The sequence below is a fragment of the Sessilibacter sp. MAH3 genome (genome assembly GCF_054658275.1).
On sequence record NZ_BAAGIE010000009.1, the window covers coordinates 117270 to 138885 of the forward strand.

General features: G+C 40.2%; 16 protein-coding genes and 1 tRNA gene. 14 read left to right on the forward strand and 3 right to left on the reverse strand.

Features of this window, described 5'->3' with window-relative positions; translation table 11 throughout:
* Positions 1–462 precede the first annotated feature (462 nt).
* The 14 genes from nifB (at position 463) to ACYQ2C_RS07755 (ending at position 17064) form a co-directional block, all read left to right on the forward strand.
* Entirely contained in the window at positions 463–1962 is a 1500-nt protein-coding gene (gene nifB, locus ACYQ2C_RS07690; protein WP_460049677.1) for a nitrogenase cofactor biosynthesis protein NifB, read from the forward strand.
* 296 nt (positions 1963–2258) lie between these two features.
* The gene (locus ACYQ2C_RS07695) at positions 2259–2543 is read left to right on the forward strand and encodes a 4Fe-4S dicluster domain-containing protein (RefSeq protein ID WP_460049676.1); all 285 of its coding nucleotides are present in this window, start codon (positions 2259–2261) and stop codon (positions 2541–2543) included.
* Between the two features lie 228 nt (positions 2544–2771).
* Entirely contained in the window at positions 2772–3191 is a 420-nt protein-coding gene (locus ACYQ2C_RS07700; RefSeq protein WP_460101194.1) for an ArsC/Spx/MgsR family protein, read from the forward strand.
* 75 nt (positions 3192–3266) lie between these two features.
* A complete protein-coding gene (locus ACYQ2C_RS07705) occupies positions 3267–3986 on the forward strand; it encodes a nitrogen fixation protein NifQ (RefSeq protein WP_460101192.1) in 720 nt (239 codons plus the stop codon).
* Positions 3987–3988: 2 nt separating this feature from the next.
* Complete coding sequence (locus ACYQ2C_RS07710) at positions 3989–5815, forward strand: SagB/ThcOx family dehydrogenase (RefSeq protein ID WP_460101190.1); 1827 nt, start codon at positions 3989–3991, stop codon at positions 5813–5815.
* A gap of 323 nt (positions 5816–6138) precedes the next feature.
* A complete protein-coding gene (locus tag ACYQ2C_RS07715) occupies positions 6139–6933 on the forward strand; it encodes an ankyrin repeat domain-containing protein (protein WP_460101187.1) in 795 nt (264 codons plus the stop codon).
* A 54-nt stretch (positions 6934–6987) separates the two neighbouring features.
* The gene (grxD, locus tag ACYQ2C_RS07720) at positions 6988–7305 is read left to right on the forward strand and encodes a Grx4 family monothiol glutaredoxin (protein WP_460049671.1); all 318 of its coding nucleotides are present in this window, start codon (positions 6988–6990) and stop codon (positions 7303–7305) included.
* Positions 7306–7318: 13 nt separating this feature from the next.
* On the forward strand, positions 7319–7582 hold the full coding sequence (locus tag ACYQ2C_RS07725) for a BolA family protein (protein WP_460049670.1): 264 nt from the start codon (positions 7319–7321) through the stop codon (positions 7580–7582).
* Positions 7583–7788: 206 nt separating this feature from the next.
* Positions 7789–8523 carry a dinitrogenase iron-molybdenum cofactor biosynthesis protein gene (locus ACYQ2C_RS07730; protein ID WP_460049669.1) on the forward strand — a complete coding sequence of 245 codons (735 nt, stop codon included), beginning with the start codon at positions 7789–7791 and terminating at the stop codon, positions 8521–8523.
* Positions 8524–8784: 261 nt separating this feature from the next.
* Positions 8785–9444: a ceramidase domain-containing protein gene (locus tag ACYQ2C_RS07735; protein ID WP_460049668.1), complete on the forward strand. Its 660-nt coding sequence runs from the start codon at positions 8785–8787 to the stop codon at positions 9442–9444.
* Positions 9445–9589: 145 nt separating this feature from the next.
* Positions 9590–9666: transfer RNA gene (locus tag ACYQ2C_RS07740), tRNA-Met, on the forward strand.
* 1512 nt (positions 9667–11178) lie between these two features.
* A complete protein-coding gene (locus ACYQ2C_RS07745; RefSeq protein ID WP_460101182.1) occupies positions 11179–12333 on the forward strand; it encodes an efflux RND transporter periplasmic adaptor subunit in 1155 nt (384 codons plus the stop codon).
* A 453-nt stretch (positions 12334–12786) separates the two neighbouring features.
* Complete coding sequence (locus tag ACYQ2C_RS07750) at positions 12787–15900, forward strand: efflux RND transporter permease subunit (RefSeq protein WP_460101179.1); 3114 nt, start codon at positions 12787–12789, stop codon at positions 15898–15900.
* A gap of 381 nt (positions 15901–16281) precedes the next feature.
* Positions 16282–17064, forward strand: a complete 783-nt coding sequence (locus tag ACYQ2C_RS07755) for a hypothetical protein (RefSeq protein ID WP_460101176.1) — start codon at positions 16282–16284, stop codon at positions 17062–17064.
* Here ACYQ2C_RS07755 and ACYQ2C_RS07760 read toward each other — a convergent pair.
* From ACYQ2C_RS07760 to ACYQ2C_RS07770, 3 genes are all read right to left on the reverse strand, one after another.
* The gene (locus ACYQ2C_RS07760) at positions 17061–19751 is read right to left on the reverse strand and encodes a hypothetical protein (protein WP_460101173.1); all 2691 of its coding nucleotides are present in this window, start codon (positions 19749–19751) and stop codon (positions 17061–17063) included. The two genes, ACYQ2C_RS07755 and ACYQ2C_RS07760, sit on opposite strands and share 4 nt — an antisense overlap.
* Positions 19752–19761: 10 nt before the next feature.
* Positions 19762–20622 carry a fimbrial biogenesis chaperone gene (locus ACYQ2C_RS07765; RefSeq protein WP_460101170.1) on the reverse strand — a complete coding sequence of 287 codons (861 nt, stop codon included), beginning with the start codon at positions 20620–20622 and terminating at the stop codon, positions 19762–19764.
* Between the two features lie 81 nt (positions 20623–20703).
* Positions 20704–21219, reverse strand: coding sequence for a DUF4402 domain-containing protein (locus ACYQ2C_RS07770; protein WP_460101167.1), 516 nt, complete (start codon positions 21217–21219; stop codon positions 20704–20706).
* Between the last annotated feature and the right edge of the window lie 397 nt (positions 21220–21616).

Consider the following 21616-nt stretch of genomic DNA (forward strand, 5'->3'; position numbering starts at 1 on the left):
TTCTTATTTTTATAATATTGTGATTGTTTGCTTTTTATCAAACAATTGCCTTACAAAACTCTTGTTATTTTAATCTTTTTTCTGTTGTTAATTAGACATTTTTGTTGTTTCAGTTTGTTGATGTTTGTGTCGTTAAACCGACAATTATTTAAAAAACCCTTATAAAACAAGCTTGTAAACTTTTATTTATCGCGGCACAGAGGTTGCATTTAACCAATGACTACAAACAGAGGTAGTTCGTCGGTAAATAAAATGTGCTCTAACAATTTAAAATAATGTATCTAAGTGTTTTTTGTTGAAAATATTTTTGGCTGAGAATGCAGAGATTTTATTGTTTAACTGTTTAAGCATTTGTTGCTCGGTGAATCGCAATTAATTTTGTCAAATGACAAGGTTAACACCAAAACCGACGATCCACTTCCTAAAACCAATTTTGTGATATGGCAGGTTAAGGAGTTCATTATGGATCTTAGCGTGATAAATGAAGCAGTATCTGCAAGTGAGGAGGGGGGTTGTTCTTCGGGCTCTTGCGGTAGTACAGACGATCAAATGTCTCATCTGCCCGAGGATATTCGCCAGAAAGTCTATAATCATCCTTGTTATTCAGAAGAAGCGCATCATTATTTTGCGCGCATGCACGTTGCGGTGGCTCCGGCCTGTAATATTCAATGTCACTACTGTAATCGTAAATACGATTGCGCCAACGAGTCTCGTCCCGGTGTTGTTTCAGAATTACTGTCGCCAGAAGAAGCCGTGATGAAGACAAAGGCCGTTGCGGCGAATATTCCGCAGATGACCGTGTTAGGTATTGCCGGACCTGGCGACCCATTAGCAAATCCAGAACGCACTTTTAAAACATTCCGCATGCTTACCCAAGAGACGCCAGACATTAAATTGTGTGTTTCTACCAATGGTTTAGCGTTGCCCGAGAGTGTTGAAGAGCTAGCAAAAACCAACATAGACCACGTTACTATCACTATTAATACCGTCGATCCAGAAATTGGTGCCAAAATTTATCCATGGATTTATTGGAATAATCGCCGTATTCACGGAATTAAAGGTGCAAAAATTCTGATCGAGCAACAGCAAAAAGGTCTTGAAATGCTTGCCGCTCGGGGCATTTTAGTGAAAGTAAATTCGGTGATGATTCCGGGTGTTAATGATCAGCATTTAAAAGAAGTGAGCCGTATCGTTAAATCGAAAGGTGCATTTTTACATAACGTAATGCCATTAATTGCCGAAGCCGAGCACGGTACTTTTTATGGTGTGATGGGTCAACGCGGACCAACCCCCGAAGAATTACAAGATTTGCAAGATCAATGTTCGGGTGATATGAACATGATGCGTCACTGCCGTCAATGTCGTGCCGACGCTGTGGGTCTTTTAGGCGAAGATCGCGGTGAAGAATTCACGTTAGATAAAATCGCTAAAATGGATATCGACTACGGTAAAGCCATGAAAGTACGTGCGGCTGTTCATCAAGGTATTGAAGAAGAACTCGCAGAGAAACAAGCGAAAAAAGCCCGTTTAGCCGCAGCCGCAACGCCGGTCATAAGCAGTAAAAAATATCGACCCGTGCTTATGGCAGTTGCAACCAGTGGCCAAGGTGTAATTAATCAACATTTTGGTCACGCTACCGAATTTTTAATTTATGAAGCATCTCAAGACGGTGTTCGCTTTATTAGCCACCGCAAGGTCGATCAATATTGTATTGGTGGCGACAGTTGTGGCGAAAAAGAAAGTGCATTGGCCGGAAGTATTCGGGCATTGCAAGGTTGTGAGGCCGTACTCTGCTCTAAAATTGGTTTTGAACCCTGGGGTCTTTTGGAAGAAGCCGGAATTCAACCCAATGGCGAACACGCCATGGAGCCAATTGACGACGCGGTAATGGCTGTTTATCAAGAGATGATTGAATCTGGTGCTTTGGAAGAAGTTGAAGAGGAAAGTCTCGCCACTGCCTGATTGATATAAGCACTCTCGATTATCGAGAGTGCTTTTTATATAGGAAACTCTGATTAACCTAGAGTTTCTCGCGACACAAGGAAGTGTTGCCAATTTCAAGAACGGTAAGTGATTGAAATTGTGAAGAAATTGGAAATCGCATTTTGAATTTCTGTCCTCTGATTAAATCGAGAACGAGTTATTCAGAAGTTCCTATAAGATACGTTAATAAACCTTGGTACCGGTATTTTTTGATGGTCGTCATTTTCTACTATTACTATCAAGGTTAAATGCTGAATAAAATCGGAGATGCTGAAATGTCATTATCCATTGTTGATTCCTGTGTAAGTTGTCATGCCTGTTCTGCGGTTTGCCCAAACGATGCGATTTATCTTTCTGCTGACGTTAAACATTTTGTTATTGATCCCAAAAAATGCACCGAGTGTGAGGGCGATTACGCTGATCCGCAGTGTTCTAGTATTTGCCCAATTGAAGAAACCATATTGGATGCGCAGGGTAATGCCATCAATCCAATGGGTTCACTAACCGGTATTCCTCCTGAAAAAATGGAAGAAGCTCTGCGAGAAATTCAGGCAAGATAGAAAACTATAGGAACCTCTGATTAACTCATCCATGATTTAATCAGAGGACAGAAATTGAAAATACGATTTCCAATTTCTTCACAATTTCAATCACTTACCGTTCTTGAAATTGGCGACACATCCTTGTGTCGCGAGAAACTCAGGTTAATCAGAGTTTCCTATATTCTTAAGACTGGCATTTTGTTGTTACAGTGGATTGAAAATTTGTTGTTACAGTGGATTGAAAAATTGAGCAGATCTAAGGTTATTTTCTACGGCAAGCTGACTTGTATTAACAATCGTAGGCAGAGAAAAATTTTGCAACAGGCGGGTATAGAATTTCAAGAAGAAAATTTATTAACCTATCCTTGGCGCAAAGAAACGCTCATTTCGTATTTTATCAATACGCCAAAGTCACAATGGTACAATAAGACTGCGCCCGCGATAAAACAGGGAGATATGACTCCTGATTCCATGACGGAAGATCAGTTACTTGATGCTATGTGTCTTGATCCGGTATTGATTCGGCGTCCATTGATTAGTATCGATGATTTTAAAACGGTGGGTTTCGATTGGCCAATGTTAGCCGATCTTTTGAAGGTTGATAAAGCTCTGGCCGAGCAATTAGTAAAACCTAATGACGATGTTGAAACCTGCGTGAAGGTATAGGAACCTCTGATTAAATATGGATGAGTTAATCACAGGTTCCTATAGTCTGTTTAGCGCTATTGAAATGGGTTGATTATGAATAATCTTGTACACAAACTGATTCTTAGTGAAAAAATAAAAGATTTTTTAGGATCTACCACTGAATATTTCAGTCATGATAGTGCGCAAACCTTGAGTGGCAATGAGCAGAATCGATATAGAGCCGATCAATCTGTTTCTAAAGAAAATAACTCCAACCAGCTGCATTTTTTTAATTGCCGAATCTTTCTAGAAATTGTTCGTTCACAACGCCAGGGGCTCACCTGTTTACCTCATAACCTAGGCTTGTCTCCTAAACATCAGACACAATTTAAAAATGCGTTGTATTTATTTTTAGGTAAACGATCTGAAGATCATCAGATCTATAACGATTTATTTGCAACACAAGCTGAAGACGACGATTTAAGGCAATCCTTATTAGAAATGCGTTTGGATGAATGGCAAGAAATTAAAGATTTATTGCTGCTTGATGCGACTGTAATTGACGCAAGTGTGGCATGGATGGCCGAAATTGTTGCTGCTGCCTGTATGGGCGGTGATCATTTGTGGCGAGATTTAGGCTTGCCTAACCGTGCAATGCTGGGTGATTTATTACTGAATAATTTTTGTGATTTGGCCTTAAAAAATACCAAAGACATGAAGTGGAAAAAGTTTTTTTATAAGCAATTGTGCGAGCGTGAAGGTGGTTATGTTTGTCGCGCGCCAAGTTGTGAACAATGTGCGGCCTATCAGGAATGTTTTGGCCCAGAGGAGTAATTGTGGTCGAAACTACAGCCCCGCCTTTTGAAAAACAAAACCAAAAACCCAAGCCAGAAAGTCCTGAATGTTCATCAGTTAATGATATTATTTTGGATTACCATCAACGAACTAAACATCGTTTCGAAGCATACGCCCGAGGGCCAGATACTCTCGATTGGGACGATCAACCCAACGTGTTTCGTACCTTCAACAAGGCACCAAAAACTTTTCTACCTCTATCCTACAGCGCCGGAATACCATTTAATGATTTTTTTAAGAATCCGAGTGCGATGGACTCCGGGTCGGAATTATCTCAACCTTTTAGCAAGCAAAGTATTGCTGAGTTTTTACGCCTTGGGTTCGGATTAAGCGCGTGGAAGCAACTCGGCCCTGATTCTTGGAGTCTTCGCGTAAATCCTTCCAGCGGTAATTTACATCCTACCGAAACCTACCTAATTATTCCCGATCATTTAATCATTCCTGACGATTCCGAAAAGCCAGACCGAGATGCTGCCAGTTTATGGCATTATTCAGTGTTAGATCACAGTCTAGAGCGACGCTCGCATTTATCCATGACTCAATCATCGGGCTTTTTTGTTGCTTTTAGTTCGATTGTTGGACGTGAGTCATGGAAATACGGAGAGCGTGCATTTCGATATGCTCAATTAGACATAGGCCACGCAATATCCTGTGCTGCCTACGTAGCTAAAAATTTAGGATGGCAGTGCTGTTTGATCGATAACTTACCCCCGCAGGCGTTATCGGAATTTTTAGGTTTTAACCACGAACATTATGTAGAAAATCTTCGGCGGGAAGAACAAGAATCTTCGGATTGTTTGTTGTTTGTTTATTCGGGCGTTGTCACGAATGCTACAATCCAAAAATGGACAAACGCGCTTTTGTCACTTGATAAAAATCAAAACAACGAGAAAACAGACTCGAATCTGTTTTTGGGTTCTCCCAATCGATTAGGCGGTAGAAGCCCTTACAAGTGGCCAATTATAGAAAAAATACGCTCGGCCACAGAATGCTCAATAGTTAATGCTGATGATTCATTGTCTGCGCGAATTCTTAATTCACCCACAGAATTCTTTAAAAATACTGATGCAAGCCTAAATATTAGCGATAAATCGTTTTCGCAGGTGGCGTTATCGCGCCGCAGCGCACAGCGTTTTGATAAGTCTGAGCTATCGTTAGACGATTTTATTGCTCTTTTAGATGCACTCGTAATTTACGATCAACCCATATTAAATAATGCCGATAAACACGGTTCGCAATTCAATTTAGATTTTATTTTTTTGGTTCACAATGTGCAGGGACTCGTACCAGGTGTGTACAGTTTAGGCGATTCTTCGGATACCTTGTTGAGATTACAAAATTCCCAAGACAATGAACCACTCAATACCAATGTGTTGGATCATTCTGAACGGACGGAATTAAATACGAAGTATCCATTGCAATTATTAAAATCGCTCGACTGCCGTAAATTGGCGGCACGTATGTGTTGCCAGCAGGCGATTGCTTCTGATTGTGCGTTTACGGTTGGATTTTTGGCGCCTTTAATGTCTGTTCTCCAAGCCCGACAGGGATTAGGTTACAAGCAATTGTATTGGCAGGCTGGTGCTTTGGCGCAGCAAATTTATTACACCGCTACAGCGAGAAATTTAGCCGCAACAGGCATCGGTTGTTTTTTTGATGATCCTTTTCATGAGTTTTTAGGTTTAAAAGGATTTGATCGACAATTTGTTTATCAAATGGCGGTGGGTAAGCCAATTGTGGATCACAGAATCACTAGCTTTTCTGGATATCATCATTTGAGAGATGAACCGGAGTCGCTCCGATTTTAGGATTGATAACTTATAGGAACTTCTGATTAACTCATCCACGATTTAATCAAAGGATAGAAATTGAAGTTGGCGACACATTCTTGTGCTGCTGGAAACTCTAGGTCATTCGTAGTTTTTTATATTTTCGTTGTGATCAATTTATGTGTTTCTAAAATTTTTAAAGAGCTGTGTTTTTATAATCAAACCATTAATTAAATTTTAAGAAAATAACAATCAAAGTACAGAGAGATTTGCAAGCTTAACAACTTCTATTTAATTACATTTAACTTCTAATTACTTGCGCGAAGTGAGTTTATTGCCAAGTTCGAAACCCGAGGTGAAGCATGAATCCGTTTTCTAGCATAAACGTGTCGACAGCAAACGCTTTGATTGAACAAGAGAATGTTATTATTCTTGATTTAAGAGACAGACTTTCGTACCGCTGTGGTCATATCACCAATGCGTTAAATTTTGGCAAAGAAAACTTAAAAATGTTTCTTCAGAACATGAATAAACATTTGTCGGTTCTGTTGTATTGTGACGACGGCTCAGAAAGTGAAGCAATGGCAGATTTATTTATGGATTTCGGTTTCCAGAAAGTATTTAGCCTCATTGGCGGGTATGAAGAATGGGTTAAATCACATCAAGTAAAAATGCCAAAACACGTTTGCGACTGGTTAAATGACCACGGTTATTCGTGTAACGATTTAAATCGAAAAGGTTTTAATGGTGAGACGGCATTGATGTACGCAGCGCGAAATGCAAAAACCGAATATGTTATAGAGTTAATTGATCGCGGCGCTGATTTGGATGCAACGAATAACGATGGCAATACGGCAGTTTGGTTGGCTTGTTATGGTAATGATGAGCATACTTTACAAACGTTAATTGATGCCGGAGCTAATCTTGATACCCAAAACGATAACGGTGCCACCGCTCTAATTTATGCGGCCTCTGCTGGCCGCGAAGCGATGGTATTTACTCTGCTAAAAGCGGGCGCTAATCCTAAATTGGCAACGCTTGATGAGTTTACCGCTCTAGATGTTGCATCTACACCTAAAATTTTAAAGTGGCTAAAACACGTTAATAAAGGTCTGAGCATAGACTCTGCCCAGCAAACCTTATCGTTGGCAGTATAAACATAGTAGGTTCGGAGTTTTATTTTTCGGTTCACTTTCTGAGAGGATTATATTTTGAGTACTACTGAAGAAAAAATTAAAAATCAAATTGCTTCTAATCCGGTTATTTTGTACATGAAAGGTATTCCCGAAGCGCCCGAGTGCGGTTTTTCTAAAGCCGCGGTGGCAGCACTAAAATCGGCCAATATCGAGTTTGCTTACGTTAATGTGTTGAAGTCACCCTTTATTCGTGAGCGTTTACCTAAGATTTCAAATTGGCCAACGTTTCCTCAATTATTTGTTCATGGTGAATTAATTGGTGGTAGCGATATTATTTGCGACATGGTTGCCGACGGTAGTTTAACAAAAGCATCTGTAGCGTCATTGGTTTAAGAGAGTTGCAGTTATGGAAATCAGTACCGTTGAAGAAAAAATACTGCAAACCGTAAGTGATGCAGAGATTGAAGTTAGTGGTGCAGATTGTGATTTTAACGTTACCATTGTAAGCGATACGTTTGATGGTATGAGTAAAATGAAACGTCAGCAGTTGGTATTATCGGGTTTCACCGATCAGCTAGCCAGTGGCGAACTGCACGCGTTAAGCATTAGTGCGTTTACATTTGATGAGTGGAATGCTAAACCAACTGGTTTGGTGCAAATTTCTCTTTAGCATTCTCCGATACGTTCGTTTTTAATTAATTCACAATTTCAATCCGTTACCGTTCTTGAAACTAACGACACATTTAGTGTTGTTAGAAACTCTGCGATTATCAGAGTTTTTTATTGAAATTGTTAATACATCTTTGCAACTTCGGAAACACTGGATCATCTGGCGTTTCCTTTCATAAATTTCTCTATATTTGTGGAGTTAATCTAATGACTGCCCCTAATTTAGATCGCGAAGCTGCCCTAAAAATTGCTTTGGCAGCAAGAGTTTTACCGGGTATTTCGGTTGGCCAGTTGTTAGAAATTATATTTTCACGCTTAGACGGTGAAATTACCGAAGATACTTTAAAAACAGTAACTGTCACCGATTTAAAAACCAGCTTTGCCAGCGTAGATGGTGAGGAAGATGGCGAAGACATTGGTATTGGCTTGGAGGAAATGAAAGAGGCTGTACGGATTCTTTGGGGTGATAATGCCGAAGAAACGCGATTTGAACTGCAAACCTTTAACGGCCCGGTTGAAGGCAGTATTCGCGTTGCGGTGGCCTCTAATAGTGAGGAGCAGCTTAATGGGCATTTTGGTTCTTGCATTCGCTATTTAATTTATCAGATGAGTGCTACCGAATTAAAGTTAATTGATGCGCGCTCTGCATTACAGGCGGATTTTTCGGACGATAAAAACCTTTTTAGAGCCAATTTAATTAACGACTGTGATGTGGGTTATTTTGTGTCTGTCGGCGGACCTGCGGCAGCAAAGGTCATTCGTGCCGGTGTTTATCCCATTAAAGAAATCAGTGGCGGCGAAGCTCGTGAGGTTTTAGGCCGATTGCAAAAAGTTATGGCCCATAATCCACCGCCTTGGCTTGCCAAGTTATTAGGTGCTAGCGCTAAAGAACGAATTCGTTGTGAAGCGCTCAATGATTTTGAAGAAGAGCCGATTGCTTAGTTGATAACTCGTAACAATTGGGTCGCGTAATATTTTGCGTTGCTTTGGTTGTGTTAACGTTGTTTTGGTTGTATTGACGTTGCTGTGATTGTATTGAATTAGGGTTAATTTGATCGTAACAAGTTGCTTCGGATCTTATTGATTGGAGTTTTTTGCAGCTTGCTTTGGCCTGTTTTTATGGGAATATCTAGCATTCTGAGTGTGTACATGGTTTGATTCGATAACCAATTTTATCCACACTGAACAGGCCATTTAGAACGAATGATCGATTTTTATTGCGAGCGACTGGACGCGAGTTTTTGGGCAGAACCTTTCAATGCTGTTACCAACCTAGCGTTCATAATTGCTTTTATTGTTTTAATTCCCCGTGCGCGTGCTAATTTTCCCTTTCTTGAAGCCGGTGAACGAATTGTGCTTCTGGCCATGATGGCATTACTGGTTGCCATAGGTGTGGGCAGTAGTGCGTTTCATACACTTGCTAATCGTTGGTCTCTAATGGCCGATGTTGGCCCTATCACGCTGTTTCAATTGGTGTTTTTGGGCGGTTATCTTCGCTATGTTGTTAAAGTCTCACTAGTAACTGTGGCTATCGCGTTGATATCGTTCCTGGTATTAGGAACTCTGATTGGTAGATTGCCCTTAGAGGTTAACGGTTCAGAATCTTACTTAGCACCTTTGGCCTTTGTGCTTGGCTTGGGTATCTATCACAAGATAACGAATCAACCTTCGAGTTGGATGTTGATTGGTGCGGCCGCCGTTTTTACTGTTTCGCTGTCGTTTCGAACCATCGATAATCAGATCTGTAATGCTTTCCCACTGGGAACACATTTTATTTGGCACTTGCTGAATGGTGTTGTGCTTTATCTGTGTGTACGAGCTTTTTTGCATTCTACCGATCGAAAACTCGCTAAATTGACTTAAAAAACTGCTATTTGTTTGTTGGGTGAGCGAATTTAAAGTATTTAAAATTTTTTTCATTTAATCGCTTGACCCTGCATATGCTCCTCCCTATAATGCGCAGCCTCTGTTGGCGAGGTAGTAAAACACTTCAAAGACACGACGTTGATGCGGGGTGGAGCAGCCTGGTAGCTCGTCGGGCTCATAACCCGAAGGTCGTCGGTTCAAATCCGGCCCCCGCTACCAATTACGTTTAGTTGTTATTAATACTAAACCATGTGCGCTTTTTTCTCTTTGATGAGAAACGAGTAATTGTAAAAGCAGTATTTCTTTTTTATGTGTAAATACTGTCTGTGTAAATGTTATCTGTACAAATATTATCTGTAGAAATTTATTACATATAAAATTTTCCTCGGCTTATATCATTTTTCTTCAAGTTCTTTTCTGCTTAGCGCATAGTAATTTTTCTGCCGTGTAAAAGTAGTTATTTCTCCTCGTAAAAAAAGTAGTTAGTTTCTCGCTTAGAAATTACTCAAATCTAAATTCCACTCTTAACGTTATTTCTTATCGCTATATTCTTCATTCCCGTTTTATACAACTCAGTTGCTGCAACTCTTCCAGATTTTATTATCCTTTTTATCGTATTTTTGCCCCTAATTTTATTTCTGTTCGTAGATTTCTGTTCGTAGATTTCTGTTTGGCAAATTTGTCGAAGTCATTCTTACCAGACTGTTCATGGGCCTCCTCTTAGATATCGTCATGGATATCTGCGAGTCGTTCCTGCTTTGGGTAAACGCTTCTGCTTTATATAAAGAAGGCGTAGACCGGTAAAGAAGGCCAGAGCTCGATCAGGGTTTCCTCTGGTCTATTAGCCGTCTTCAGGTATGTAAATTTTAACTCTGAATAACACTAATATACGAAACTTCTAAATTATCTTTCCTTTAAAAGACTGCGCTAAAAGAGGGCTGTGTTAAAAGAGGGCTGTGCTAAAAGTTGCTGGCTTCATATCGTGTAACATTTTTTAATCTATGGATGGTTACTATCGTACATTAAGGTAATTTTTTTCGTTTTTTGAGGTCAATCTAGGATAAAAAACGCGTAGCTTTTTTACCAAAGCTGGCATTGGTGTCTGTAATATTTACATTGATCGAGAGAGCCGCCGTTGGTTTATTAGCGTTGTTCTTTTTGGGTTCCTATATTTTGAGATCTTTCGGTTGGCAATGTTTGGAATAATTATTTTAGGCACCGGTGTTTTTTAGTGTGGTTGTACAAATCTGCTGAGGTCGTTGTTCATTGGGATTGTACGATTTGACAAAACTTAGCGTTAATTTTAGAAAGATTGTTCACAACCATATTTTTTGCACACTTCGCACCTATTGTATTGCCGCGGCTTTGATTGGCTTAATTTTTGTCTATTCAAGAGATATTGTGAAATAAACCCGTAAAATAATTGCTGTTTTTAAATGCATTAAAACGTATTTGTCATCAATACTGCTTTACTAAAAGAATCTCGCTTAATAATTTGGCTGTTTTGGATTTACTTTTTCTAGCCGTTAATAAGAAGTTGCCGTTGCTTAGAAAAGAAAACGTGTAGGATTTGACAAGTGCTAGGAAGCTTTAGGCAAGTATTTCTGTTAGCTAAGCGCTAAAGTTGTCATTAATGAGAAAGCTATTTAAAAGATGGTTTTGTCTCTCACAAATATTGTGTAGGAACCCCCGTTTTACAATAACAAAAGGTTTCGATTTCTCGGAGGAAATATGAGAATTCTAGTCGCGGTGGCGACTATATGTGCCGCTACCTTGCTCAGTGTTTATCAAATTAATACGGTATCTGCTCAAAGTAATGCAGGTAATAAAAAGGCTCCTCTAAAAGAAGTAGCTATTCAAAAAGTTAAATCAGTTTCTGTTGATATTAAAGAGACTTTTCCCGGCCGGGTCACAGCGTTTAGACAAGCCGAAATTCGGCCTCAGGTAGAAGGTATTGTCATTCGGCGCATGTTCGAAGAGGGGAGTGAGGTACAAAAAGGCCAGCAGCTTTATCAAATTGACGATACTCGATACGCGGCCCTTCTACACAGTGCCGAAGCCGATTTAGAAGCCGCTCAAGCTGAGTACGAATCTATTAAGGTTACCGAAAGACGCTTTCAAGAATTATTACAAATGAAAGCGGTTAGTCAGCAAGAGTACGATGACTTACACGCAGATCTAAGAAAAGCCAAAGCCGAAGTAGCCGTTGCCAAAGCCGCAGTGGATATTGCCAAGATTAATGTCGGCTACACCAAGGTGTATGCGCCTATCAGTGGTCGTATCAGCCGTTCGGCCATTACCGAAGGTGCTTTGGTAACTGGAAACCAATCGGCTGCCTTGGCGACAATTACGCAACTTGATCCAATTTATGTGGATATTCAGCACACCGGTAAAACTTCCGATTTGGTTCATTTGAATTCTCTCATGCAGTCTGAAAACATCGCCGTACAGCTGTTGTTCGATGAGCAATCTAACCAGGTTTACCAGCATGAAGGTGTTTTAAAGCTTTCAGAGGTTACCGTCGATCGCACCACCGGCTCTGTGGCCTTGCGTGCTGAGGTACCTAATCCCGAACGTTATTTGTTGCCAGGCATGTATGTGCGTACCAGCTTTAATGCGGGTAATACTCAAGCGGTGCTCGTGCCACAAAGCGCAACTCAACGTGGGCCAAATGGCAAACTGCAAGTATGGTTGGTTGGTGAAAATAATATTGTCGAAAAACGAGAGGTTGTTGCCGAATCGACCCGTGGCTCTGCTTGGGTGGTTACCGAAGGTTTAAAGACCGGTGATATGTTAATTACCGAAGGCTATCAAAAAGTACGTCCCGGTGAGCAGGTTTCTACGGTAATGGGGCATGTTGCGTCTGCCCAGGCTGCGGCTCAATAATTGAGTCGCTCAGTTTTTTAAATCATCGATTTAAAAACAGTACTTCTCTGAAGATTTGGGTGTTTAGTAGCGTTAACGAATATTAAGCGCGCCATTGAGCGATTGGTTTTGGCAAGTTAATGATTGAATTGCCGCCAAATTATCGACTCTTTTCTACACAGAACCTCCGATTAATTCATGACGGCGTTAATCAGAGGTTGTAAATATTTTTGATTTATTCACTGTAAAATTAATTTAAATGAAGATGCCCAAGGCATTCTTTTAAATGTTTTCACCGTTTTAATAGTGTTGTGATACAGAAATTTTTAGCGCAACTTAATGTTGTTGATAATTCTAGATCAATTTGAGTTTTTTCTTTATTTAGAGCAAAAATCTTCTTGTAACCTTGTAGAGATTTAACGGCTCGCAGTTTATTAAGCGTCCACTATTCGTACATCCGAGAATTCGTAATTTATGGCCCAGTTCTTTATTGATAGGCCTGTTTTTGCATGGGTTATAGCCATCATCACCATGCTAGCAGGCGCGTTATCTCTTCAGGTTTTGCCCATTCAACAATATCCCACCGTGGCGCCACCGACGGTAACTGTGAGCGCTCAATATCCCGGTGCTTCTGCCGCAACGGTTGAGAACGCGGTTACGCAAATTATCGAACAGCGTCTTACAGGTATCGATTATCTTCGATATTTTAATTCCGAAAGCTCCGATGGTGCGGCAACAATTACCCTAACATTTGAACCGGAAGCCGACCCCGATATTGCACAGGTACAAACCCAAAACAAAGTTCAAGCAGCGCTGAGCCAATTACCACAAGAGGTACAGGCGCTTGGTGTGACAGTAACCAAGTCGAATAATAATTTCTTAATTGTGGTGGGTTTATATTCCGAAGACGGATCTTATTCGCAATCCGATTTAGGCGATTTTGCCGTCGCTAATTTTAGAGACCCCTTAGCTCGAATTAATGGCGTTGGTGATATTCGTTTATTTGGCAATCAATACGCTATGCGAATTTGGGTAAATCCCGATAAGCTCTACAGTTATAATTTAACGCCTGCTGATGTTCAATTGGCCTTGCAAGCGCAAAATACCGATGTATCTGCCGGGCAATTGGGTGCATTGCCCGCACAACCCAATCAACAAATTAATGCCACAATTACCGCGCAATCTTTATTAACCAGCGAAGAAGATTTTCGCAATATCGTATTGCGTGTAAATACCGATGGTTCACAAGTTCGCCTTGGCGATGTTGCCAGAGTTGAAAAAGGCTCGGAATCGTATTCGGCCATTGTTCGCTATCGTCGCCAACCTGCCGTTGGTATGGGTATTTCGCTAGCCGCAGGTGCCAATGCTTTGGAAACTGCCGGAGCCATTAAAGCTCGTGTACAAGAATTATCATCTTTGTTACCCGAAGGTGTAAAAATTATTTATCCGCGTGATGCCACGCCGTTTATTCAGCTTTCTATCGAGTCTGTTGTACACACATTAATAGAAGCCGTTGTACTGGTATTTTTTGTAATGCTGCTGTTTTTACAGAATTTACGCGCAACCTTAATTCCTACCATTGCGGTGCCTGTGGTGTTGCTGGGTACTTTTGCAGTGTTGTTGGGTTTGGGTTTTTCAATCAACGTGTTAACCATGTTTGCCATGGTATTAGCTATTGGCCTTTTGGTTGACGACGCTATTGTTGTAGTAGAAAACGTTGAGCGACTCATGGAAGAAGAAGGCTTATCGCCAAAAGAAGCTACCAAAAAATCCATGGGACAAATTAGCGGTGCGCTTGTGGGTATTGCGGTTGTTCTATCAACGGTATTTATTCCCATGGCGTTTTTTAGCGGTTCTGCCGGTGCTATTTACCGGCAATTCTCGGTAACCATTGTAACCGCCATGATTTTATCGGTATTGGTGGCCATGATTTTGTCACCGTCTTTGTGTGCGACCTTTCTTAAAGCCAAAAAGCACGTCAGTGAAGAAGACCAAACAGGTTTTGTCGGTTGGTTTAATCGCGGATTTAATCGCATACGCGATAAATATCAAAGTTCTGCGCTGTATTTAGCCAATAAACGTGCGCGCTCGGTAGTTGTTTATTTAATTTTGATTGTGGGTCTTGGTGGTATTTTTAGTCAGTTGCCCGGTTCGTTTATTCCTAACGAAGATCAGGGTTTGATGTACATGACCATTAATACACCGCCTGGTGCCAGCGCGGAAAGAACCCTAGAGACGGCCAAAAAAGTAGAAGATTATTTCTTAAATGAGCACGGCGATATTGTTGAACACATGTTTACCGTTGTTGGTTTTAGCTTCTCTGGTAATGCACAAAATGCGGCATTAGGATTTATTGGTCTGGTCGATTGGGATCAGCGTGAGGGCGATGACCAAACTATTTTTGCGGTCAATGCCGGCGCGCAAAAAGCTTTAGCCTCAATTAAAGATGCTTCGGTATTTACCTTCACTCCGCCGCCAATTCGTGAATTGGGTAACGCCTCTGGTTTTAGTTTACAACTTATTGATCGGGCAGGTCTTGGGCATGAAGCGTTAATGGCCGCACAAGGTGAGGTTTTACGTAAAGCATCTGCGAGCCCCAAATTAATAGGCGTGCGCCCGAACGGATTGCAGGATGTACCTCAGTACAAAATTAATTTGGATAACGAAAAAGCTTCGGCGTTAGGATTATCCATCGCCGATATTAATCGCAATTTACAAATTGCTTGGGGCTCAAGTTACGTCAACGATTTTATTGACCAGGGTCGTATTAAGCGCGTGTACGTGCAAGCCGACTCGGCCTACCGTATGAGTCCCGAAGATTTACAAAAATGGTACGTTCGTAACGCCAACGGTGAAATGGTTTCGTTCAGTGCATTTTCCAGTTCCCAATGGACTTACGGTTCGCCTAAGTTGGAGCGATTTAACGGAAATGCGTCGGTAAATATTTTGGGCGCTCCTGCTCCCGGCATAAGTTCTGGCGAAGCCATGGATGAAATAACTCGTATTATTGCCGAGCTGCCCGAGGGCTTTGGCCTAGAATGGTATGGAATTTCTTATGAAGAGCGCCAAACCGGTGACCAGGCAACCTATTTGTATGTTCTTTCAATTCTTATTGTATTCTTGGCTTTAGCGGCACTTTATGAAAGCTGGGCTGTACCCTTCGCGGTTATGTTGGTTGTACCCTTAGGTGTTTTAGGTGCAGTGGCTGCGGCGTATATTTTTGGGCTACCCAACGATGTATTCCTACAAGTTGCTCTGTTAACAACAGTTGGATTAGCCGCTAAAAATGCAATTTTAATCGTTGAGTTTGCTAAAGAATTGCAAGAACAGGGTGTTGATTTATTGGAAGCTGTGGCTATTTCTGCAAAACAACGTTTCCGCCCAATTATTATGACGTCCATTGCTTTTACCATGGGCGTTGTGCCATTAGCTATTTCAAGCGGCGCAGGTTCGGTGAGCCAAAACGCCATTGGTATTGCCGTAATCGGTGGTATGGTGGGAGCTACCTGTATTGCAATATTGTTTGTACCTTTGTTTTATGTTTTGGTGAATTTAGTCGCCGGAAAAATAAAAAGAACTGCCGCGTAAATATCAACGCACTTAACGTAAAGCAGTTGTGACTAAAGTAAGAATCGTAAAAATTCTTCAAGATAATAAGTGTTGGCGGCGCAGATTAATTTCGAGTTAATTAGCGCCTGCTAATGATATTGCAGACTATTTGTTTTGGCTTTTACTGAATATCGATTAAGCTACAAATTTATCTAAGTTAATAAGAGGAAATTCTGATTCACTCAGAGTTTCCCCGACACAAGGATGTGTCGTCAATTTCAAGAACGGTAGGTCATTGAAATTGTATAGAAATTGGGAATCGCATTGTCAATTTCTGTTCTCTGATTAAATCATGGACGAGTTAAACGGAGGTTTTTAGAGTTTTTGTAGACGTATTCGATAATAATAAGAGTGTTAAACATGAAGTGCCCAAAGTGTGGATATCAAAGACAGGCCAGTGATACGCATGTGCATGAAGGCATTTGTCCGAACTGTTCGATTGCCTATAAAAAATGGCATATTCACGATAAGCCGCAAAAAAACGCATTCATAAATCACGCAGGCATTAATACTAGCGATGATTACGAATCTACCGATCTCACTCAAGAGCAGCAAGCTGGCCTCGGGAAGCAATTCTACGAGGCTTTTTTTTCGGTTCCTGAGCGGGTAACAACCGTTGGTTTTTATGCACGTCTAATATTGTTTGCTGTTTTCATGCTCTGGGGCGGTTACTTTATTCTTGGTGGTATAGACTGGTCACGAATAGGCGGTTCTTTTTTACATAATGTTATTCTGCCTTTTCATGAATTTGGCCATGTGTTTTTCGCTCCTTTTGGCCGATTTATGGCAATTCTGGGTGGTAGCCTGTTTCAGGTGATGATGCCGCTGGGTTTGCTACTGGTTTTCTCGATTAAATACAAAGACAATTTTGCCGCTGCTATAATGTTATGGTGGAGTGGTCAAAGTTTTATTGATATTTCCCCGTATATTTTAGATGCCCGATATCGTTCATTACCGCTAGTCGGTGGCAGGGGTGAAAGTAGCCACGATTGGGGTAATTTACTCACCATGACAAATAACCTACAAAATACCGAATTTATTGCCGGTTTCGCGTTTGTAATTGGAACTCTATTGATTATTTTATCGGGTATTTGGGGCGCTCTTTTGTTGTATAAAATGAAGCAAAATATCAACGATATTTAATGGCTAGGAATGCCTGTTAGTGGATTTGATTCCGAAATCTCACGAACTACAAAATCAATACCATTAATAACGTCACCGTTACCTTCAATATTAACGTTAATGGTATTACCAATCTTTGACTTATGAGCGATTGCAAATTTAGCAAGCTTTTCAGTATTAACCGATAGCTCATAACTGCCAGGTGGTAATTTATCGAACAGATAAAAACCATCGTAGGAGGTCTTGCTCTTTCTGATAATGGTTTTATCAATATTGTTTAACTCTAGTTCAATACCATTTAACGGCTTTAAATCACCATTATTCACAATAAAAATTGAACCATCGATCTCGCCGCTTTCAATAATAGGAACCTCAATGCTGATTGATCGCCCAGCACGGCCAATATAATGAAGATCGGGTTGTATGCTTATCCAAAACGGATCATCCAAACCTTTTTCTGAGACTCGTACATCCACTGGTTCGTTGTGAGAAATATTGTCGTAAAAACCCAAACCCTCTTCGTTGGTTCTTATTATTCTCTCGTTAATGGCGAGGCCAAAATTGGGAATTATTTCTTCGTTGTCATCACGTGTGCCATTGTTGTTGGTATCCAAAAATCCCAGAAATTCGATGGTGCTAGCGTCATCTTGCTGGTTTGAAGCTACTCGCCAATGCTTATTGAGTTGCGAATGAGTCAAGGCAAAACTAATACTCAGTTCCGCGGATAATCCTTGTGGTGATCTGTTGAAATCTAACCCGAATAGATATTTTTTGTGTTTATAGTTAAAACTCAGGGAGTGCCGCGTTGTAGATTTATCTGAAAATTGCCATTGGCTTCTGGAGGTTAGATTCCAATTGTTGGCAAGTTGGTAACGACTGGATATGGATAAATTATTTACCTTATCAAGTGCAATACCGTCGTAACCCAAATTGGTTGACAATGAAACCTTGTTCAACCGGAACCGGCCGAGTAGATTCCCAGATATAAAATTATCGTTCAGTAAATTCGCCGATAAATTATTCGTTAACGAGATTCTCGGTGATCCATAAGAAAGACCGTAAGATAATAACCGTGACTGACTAGAGGATTCGATATTTCGAAATTGAATTGTCTGATTTAGAGTTCTTCCCGAAAACCGTTTTAGAATTCCGTTTAACCTGATCGAAGAATCAGAACCGTTTAGCTCTGATTTAGTTTGAGGCGCATCATCGGTTGGCTCGCTTGTGTCTGTTTCAAAGGGTATAAATTTATTCGAATTACTCCAATTCCAATCTAAAGAATAACTGCCTATTTTCCCTTGCCAATTTACAAATGATTGAGAGCCGCCTGTTAAATCGGTTGTTGAGCTGAAGTTATAATTGCCGGTGTTATCGTTTTTTTGTAGTGAATAGGTAAAATACGAAGTATCTTTACCCTTAAGAAAATGCCATTGACTGAATTCTTTGTCACTGTGTGTGTATTGTAAAAATAGATCGGAGCGTAACGCAGAAGTATTTCCGGCGCTATCAAGCTCGTTGTTTAAGTCATTAAAGGTAGATTCTCCAATTTTCTGAACAAACAGTTCGTATTGCCAAAAACCGGGTTTATACCAGTTTTGGTTCGGGTTTTTTCTAACCGTTTCTGTTCTTTGCTGTCCTTGCGGGCCGTATAACTCAATTCGATATTCGTTATTTCCAAAATTTACCGGCACATCGGTAAATAGATATTGATTGTTGGCAGCAATTTTTTGAGCCGATATTAACGTATTATTTAGATAAAGCTCTGCGTCCCAGCCTGCGTCTGCATCGCCACGCAAGGTGAATGTCGAAAATGTGTTGGTGATAAAGGCGGGTGTGTTGGAAAGTCTAACACCAAAACCATCAGTCGTTGGTAGAGATTGACTAAAATTGTTGCTAATAATGTCGCCGATATTTAGATTTATTTTATTGTTGTTAATGTTGAATTGTTTTTGAAATTCTACTTTACTGTTTTGTATCTTTCCGGCGCTGTCTAAGTTTGCATTAAAAATGTAGGTGTGTTTTAAAAACTCACCCGATAAATTGATTGTATAATTGGCTTGTGAGCCACCATTCTCGCTAAATAGTGATATATCTCTTGCCGATGCGTTTATTTTGGGTGTATTTAGCCATTGATAGCTGCTCACTTGATAATTAGCGGTTTCTGCTTGGTTGAAACTACTCACTTTTAAGCGCTGTTTTTCACGTGCCAGTGAATTTTGCAGAGGCAAATTAACGAGGCTGTGTAAAACTACTTCAAGTTTGGATGGATCGTAGTTATGTTCGATCGGAAACCATTGGTCAAGCAGATCTAGTCTTACATAATAGTCGTCGTAATGTAATTCGAGTCCAGATTTTATGGGCGTAATTTTTCCTGATAAAACAACTCGTGCTTCTGTTTTAGTGTCTAAATAGAATGTATTGTTCTCATTTATATACCAACCTTCGGCAGTTTGTTGCTCATAATTAATAGTAATCGGAAAATCCAGGGCCGTTAAATATTCCGCCAAGGGAATCCAAAGGCCATCGTTACTATGATAGGCGAGTATACTGGTGTATAAAGGAATTCTGTCCAGTTTTAAATTAACAATGACGGTTTCGTCTTGTGATCTCTCGACTTCTGAGAAGGATAGTGCGTGCTGTGCGAATATTATTAGTATTACAGACGTTAGCGTTCTATATAAATAATGCTTTGAAGATTTCACATCCATGTGTAAATTATTATAGGGTTAATGACGACTGTGAAAGAATTTCTTTGTTGCCGTTTTTGTCTTTGTAGAAAGTTATATTGACGGTGCCTTTTTCTAATCTCATGTTATCAGGGATTTCTAAAGGAACTTTGGTTACACGAGATGGATTAGGTACATAAACAACATATTCTTTAATTTTACCGAGAAGATATTGTTCATTGCTGTTTTCAGGTGTAAATGTTACGTCTAAATCTGCATAGATTGATCGGTTGCCGGTGCGGGTTAATAAAAATTCTAATTGAGGTTCTTGTGTTTCTGAGTTTTCAGAAGCATTTAGTTTAACGTCGGTGATATTGTATTCGGCTTGTAAAGTTTCTTCGTTGCCGTGTCTGATGATGACCGGTATGGCCACTCTAAAAATAGCGCTAACTTGAAATGCCACTTCTTTATCTTTTAATTTCTGCACGCTTTCAATATCTACTGCGTTTGCGCTGTTATCTGGCACTGCGTACATTAAAAGATGTGACCGATATTCACCCACGGCCAAATTAGAAGGCTTACTGGCAATTAATCGTATGGTTTGCGATTCACCCGGTTCTATGGTGACTTGTCTTGGTGAATAGCGAACCATATTACTAGAAAATTGTTGTCCTTCTTGGGGAGTTTCTATTTCGGTAAAACCACCGTATTGATCCATTGCCATTTCAATAAATTCAATACGATAGGTTGCTGTTTTTTCACCCCTGTTAACCAAATTTAAAACCTTGGCTCGGTCTCTGTCTTCAAAAATAACACGTGTTGGCGTTACGGTAAGATCGCCCAGAGCAAAAGTTTTTGAAGAGAAAAAGACCGTTATAAAAATTGATATTATTAGTGCAAAATAAGTCTTCATATAAATAAAATCCTTTTAAAAGAGCGCCTACATCAGGCGCTCAAGTTTTAAATTTCTAGATTAGAATGTAGCTTGTAAGACTTAATTGTAAGCTACGGTCATTTGATATTGACCTGAGTAAATGCCCGCTGGCTGGTTTGCGTTTACCACTAGTCTTGCACCGACTAAAACAGTTCTTTCGCCTGAGCCGTCCAATGCGGTTTGGTCAACAGTGCCGGAGCGGAAATTGGTGTTAAAGTTGTCGACTCGCATGGTGTTTTCACCGTCAGCAGTAGAAATATTTATAGAGGTTGGAAATGTGATAGAAAATGGAGCATTGGGAACGCCCGTAACACTCCATTCTGCTGGTGTACCGGCGACAGTCTGTAAAATATTAGATCGAGTATTGGTTCCATTCGGAGCAACACTCAAACTACCCGTGCGACCAAACGGCAATATTACGCCAAAGTCGATACCGGTAACTTGAGTTAAGGTAATATCTTCAAATTGAATTTCTGCTGTGGCGTCCCCAAGATTTGTTGCTTGTTGAGCGTTTACAGCAACCACTGTAGATGCCATTAGTAAACCGGCTGCAAGTTTTGAAAGTGTACTTTTCATGTAAAATATCTCCATTATTTAATGTTGATTATTTTTTTGCCCTAAATTTAAGGTGTAAAAAACCCTGCCTCTAAGAGCATAAAAATAGAATTTATTGAGCTGGTAAAGAGGTTGGTAATTGTGATTTGTGTAACAGTTCTTTACGAGAAAAAATGTTACTTCATGAATTTTAAAAAAACTAGAAATAATTTCGTGGTTGTTTTTTTGAATTTTATTTTTCAACGGGTTTGTTGATATTAACAATTGGCGTTTGCGAAATAATTGGATATTTTTTTGTTGGTTGGTGAGATTTTTTTAATTTCTGAAAAAAGATAATTAAGACGACATTTTTTTCGCGTAATGTATCTTTTTGTCATTTTAATGCGCATGGCGGTGATTGGGTTATCGATTTTATAAA

Excerpts from the sequence above, each read along its gene's own strand:
- nifB (WP_460049677.1), top strand. The coding sequence starts at position 463 with ATGGATCTTAGCGTGATAAATGAAGCAGTATCTGCAAGTGAGGAGGGG.
- ACYQ2C_RS07695 (WP_460049676.1), top strand. The coding sequence starts at position 2,259 with ATGTCATTATCCATTGTTGATTCCTGTGTAAGTTGTCATGCCTGTTCT.
- ACYQ2C_RS07705 (WP_460101192.1), top strand. The coding sequence starts at position 3,267 with ATGAATAATCTTGTACACAAACTGATTCTTAGTGAAAAAATAAAAGAT.
- ACYQ2C_RS07715 (WP_460101187.1), top strand. The coding sequence starts at position 6,139 with ATGAATCCGTTTTCTAGCATAAACGTGTCGACAGCAAACGCTTTGATT.
- ACYQ2C_RS07725 (WP_460049670.1), top strand. The coding sequence starts at position 7,319 with ATGGAAATCAGTACCGTTGAAGAAAAAATACTGCAAACCGTAAGTGAT.
- ACYQ2C_RS07730 (WP_460049669.1), top strand. The coding sequence starts at position 7,789 with ATGACTGCCCCTAATTTAGATCGCGAAGCTGCCCTAAAAATTGCTTTG.
- ACYQ2C_RS07735 (WP_460049668.1), top strand. The coding sequence starts at position 8,785 with ATGATCGATTTTTATTGCGAGCGACTGGACGCGAGTTTTTGGGCAGAA.
- ACYQ2C_RS07745 (WP_460101182.1), top strand. The coding sequence starts at position 11,179 with ATGAGAATTCTAGTCGCGGTGGCGACTATATGTGCCGCTACCTTGCTC.
- ACYQ2C_RS07750 (WP_460101179.1), top strand. The coding sequence starts at position 12,787 with ATGGCCCAGTTCTTTATTGATAGGCCTGTTTTTGCATGGGTTATAGCC.
- ACYQ2C_RS07755 (WP_460101176.1), top strand. The coding sequence starts at position 16,282 with ATGAAGTGCCCAAAGTGTGGATATCAAAGACAGGCCAGTGATACGCAT.
- ACYQ2C_RS07760 (WP_460101173.1), bottom strand. The coding sequence starts at position 19,751 with ATGGATGTGAAATCTTCAAAGCATTATTTATATAGAACGCTAACGTCT.
- ACYQ2C_RS07765 (WP_460101170.1), bottom strand. The coding sequence starts at position 20,622 with ATGAAGACTTATTTTGCACTAATAATATCAATTTTTATAACGGTCTTT.
- ACYQ2C_RS07770 (WP_460101167.1), bottom strand. The coding sequence starts at position 21,219 with ATGAAAAGTACACTTTCAAAACTTGCAGCCGGTTTACTAATGGCATCT.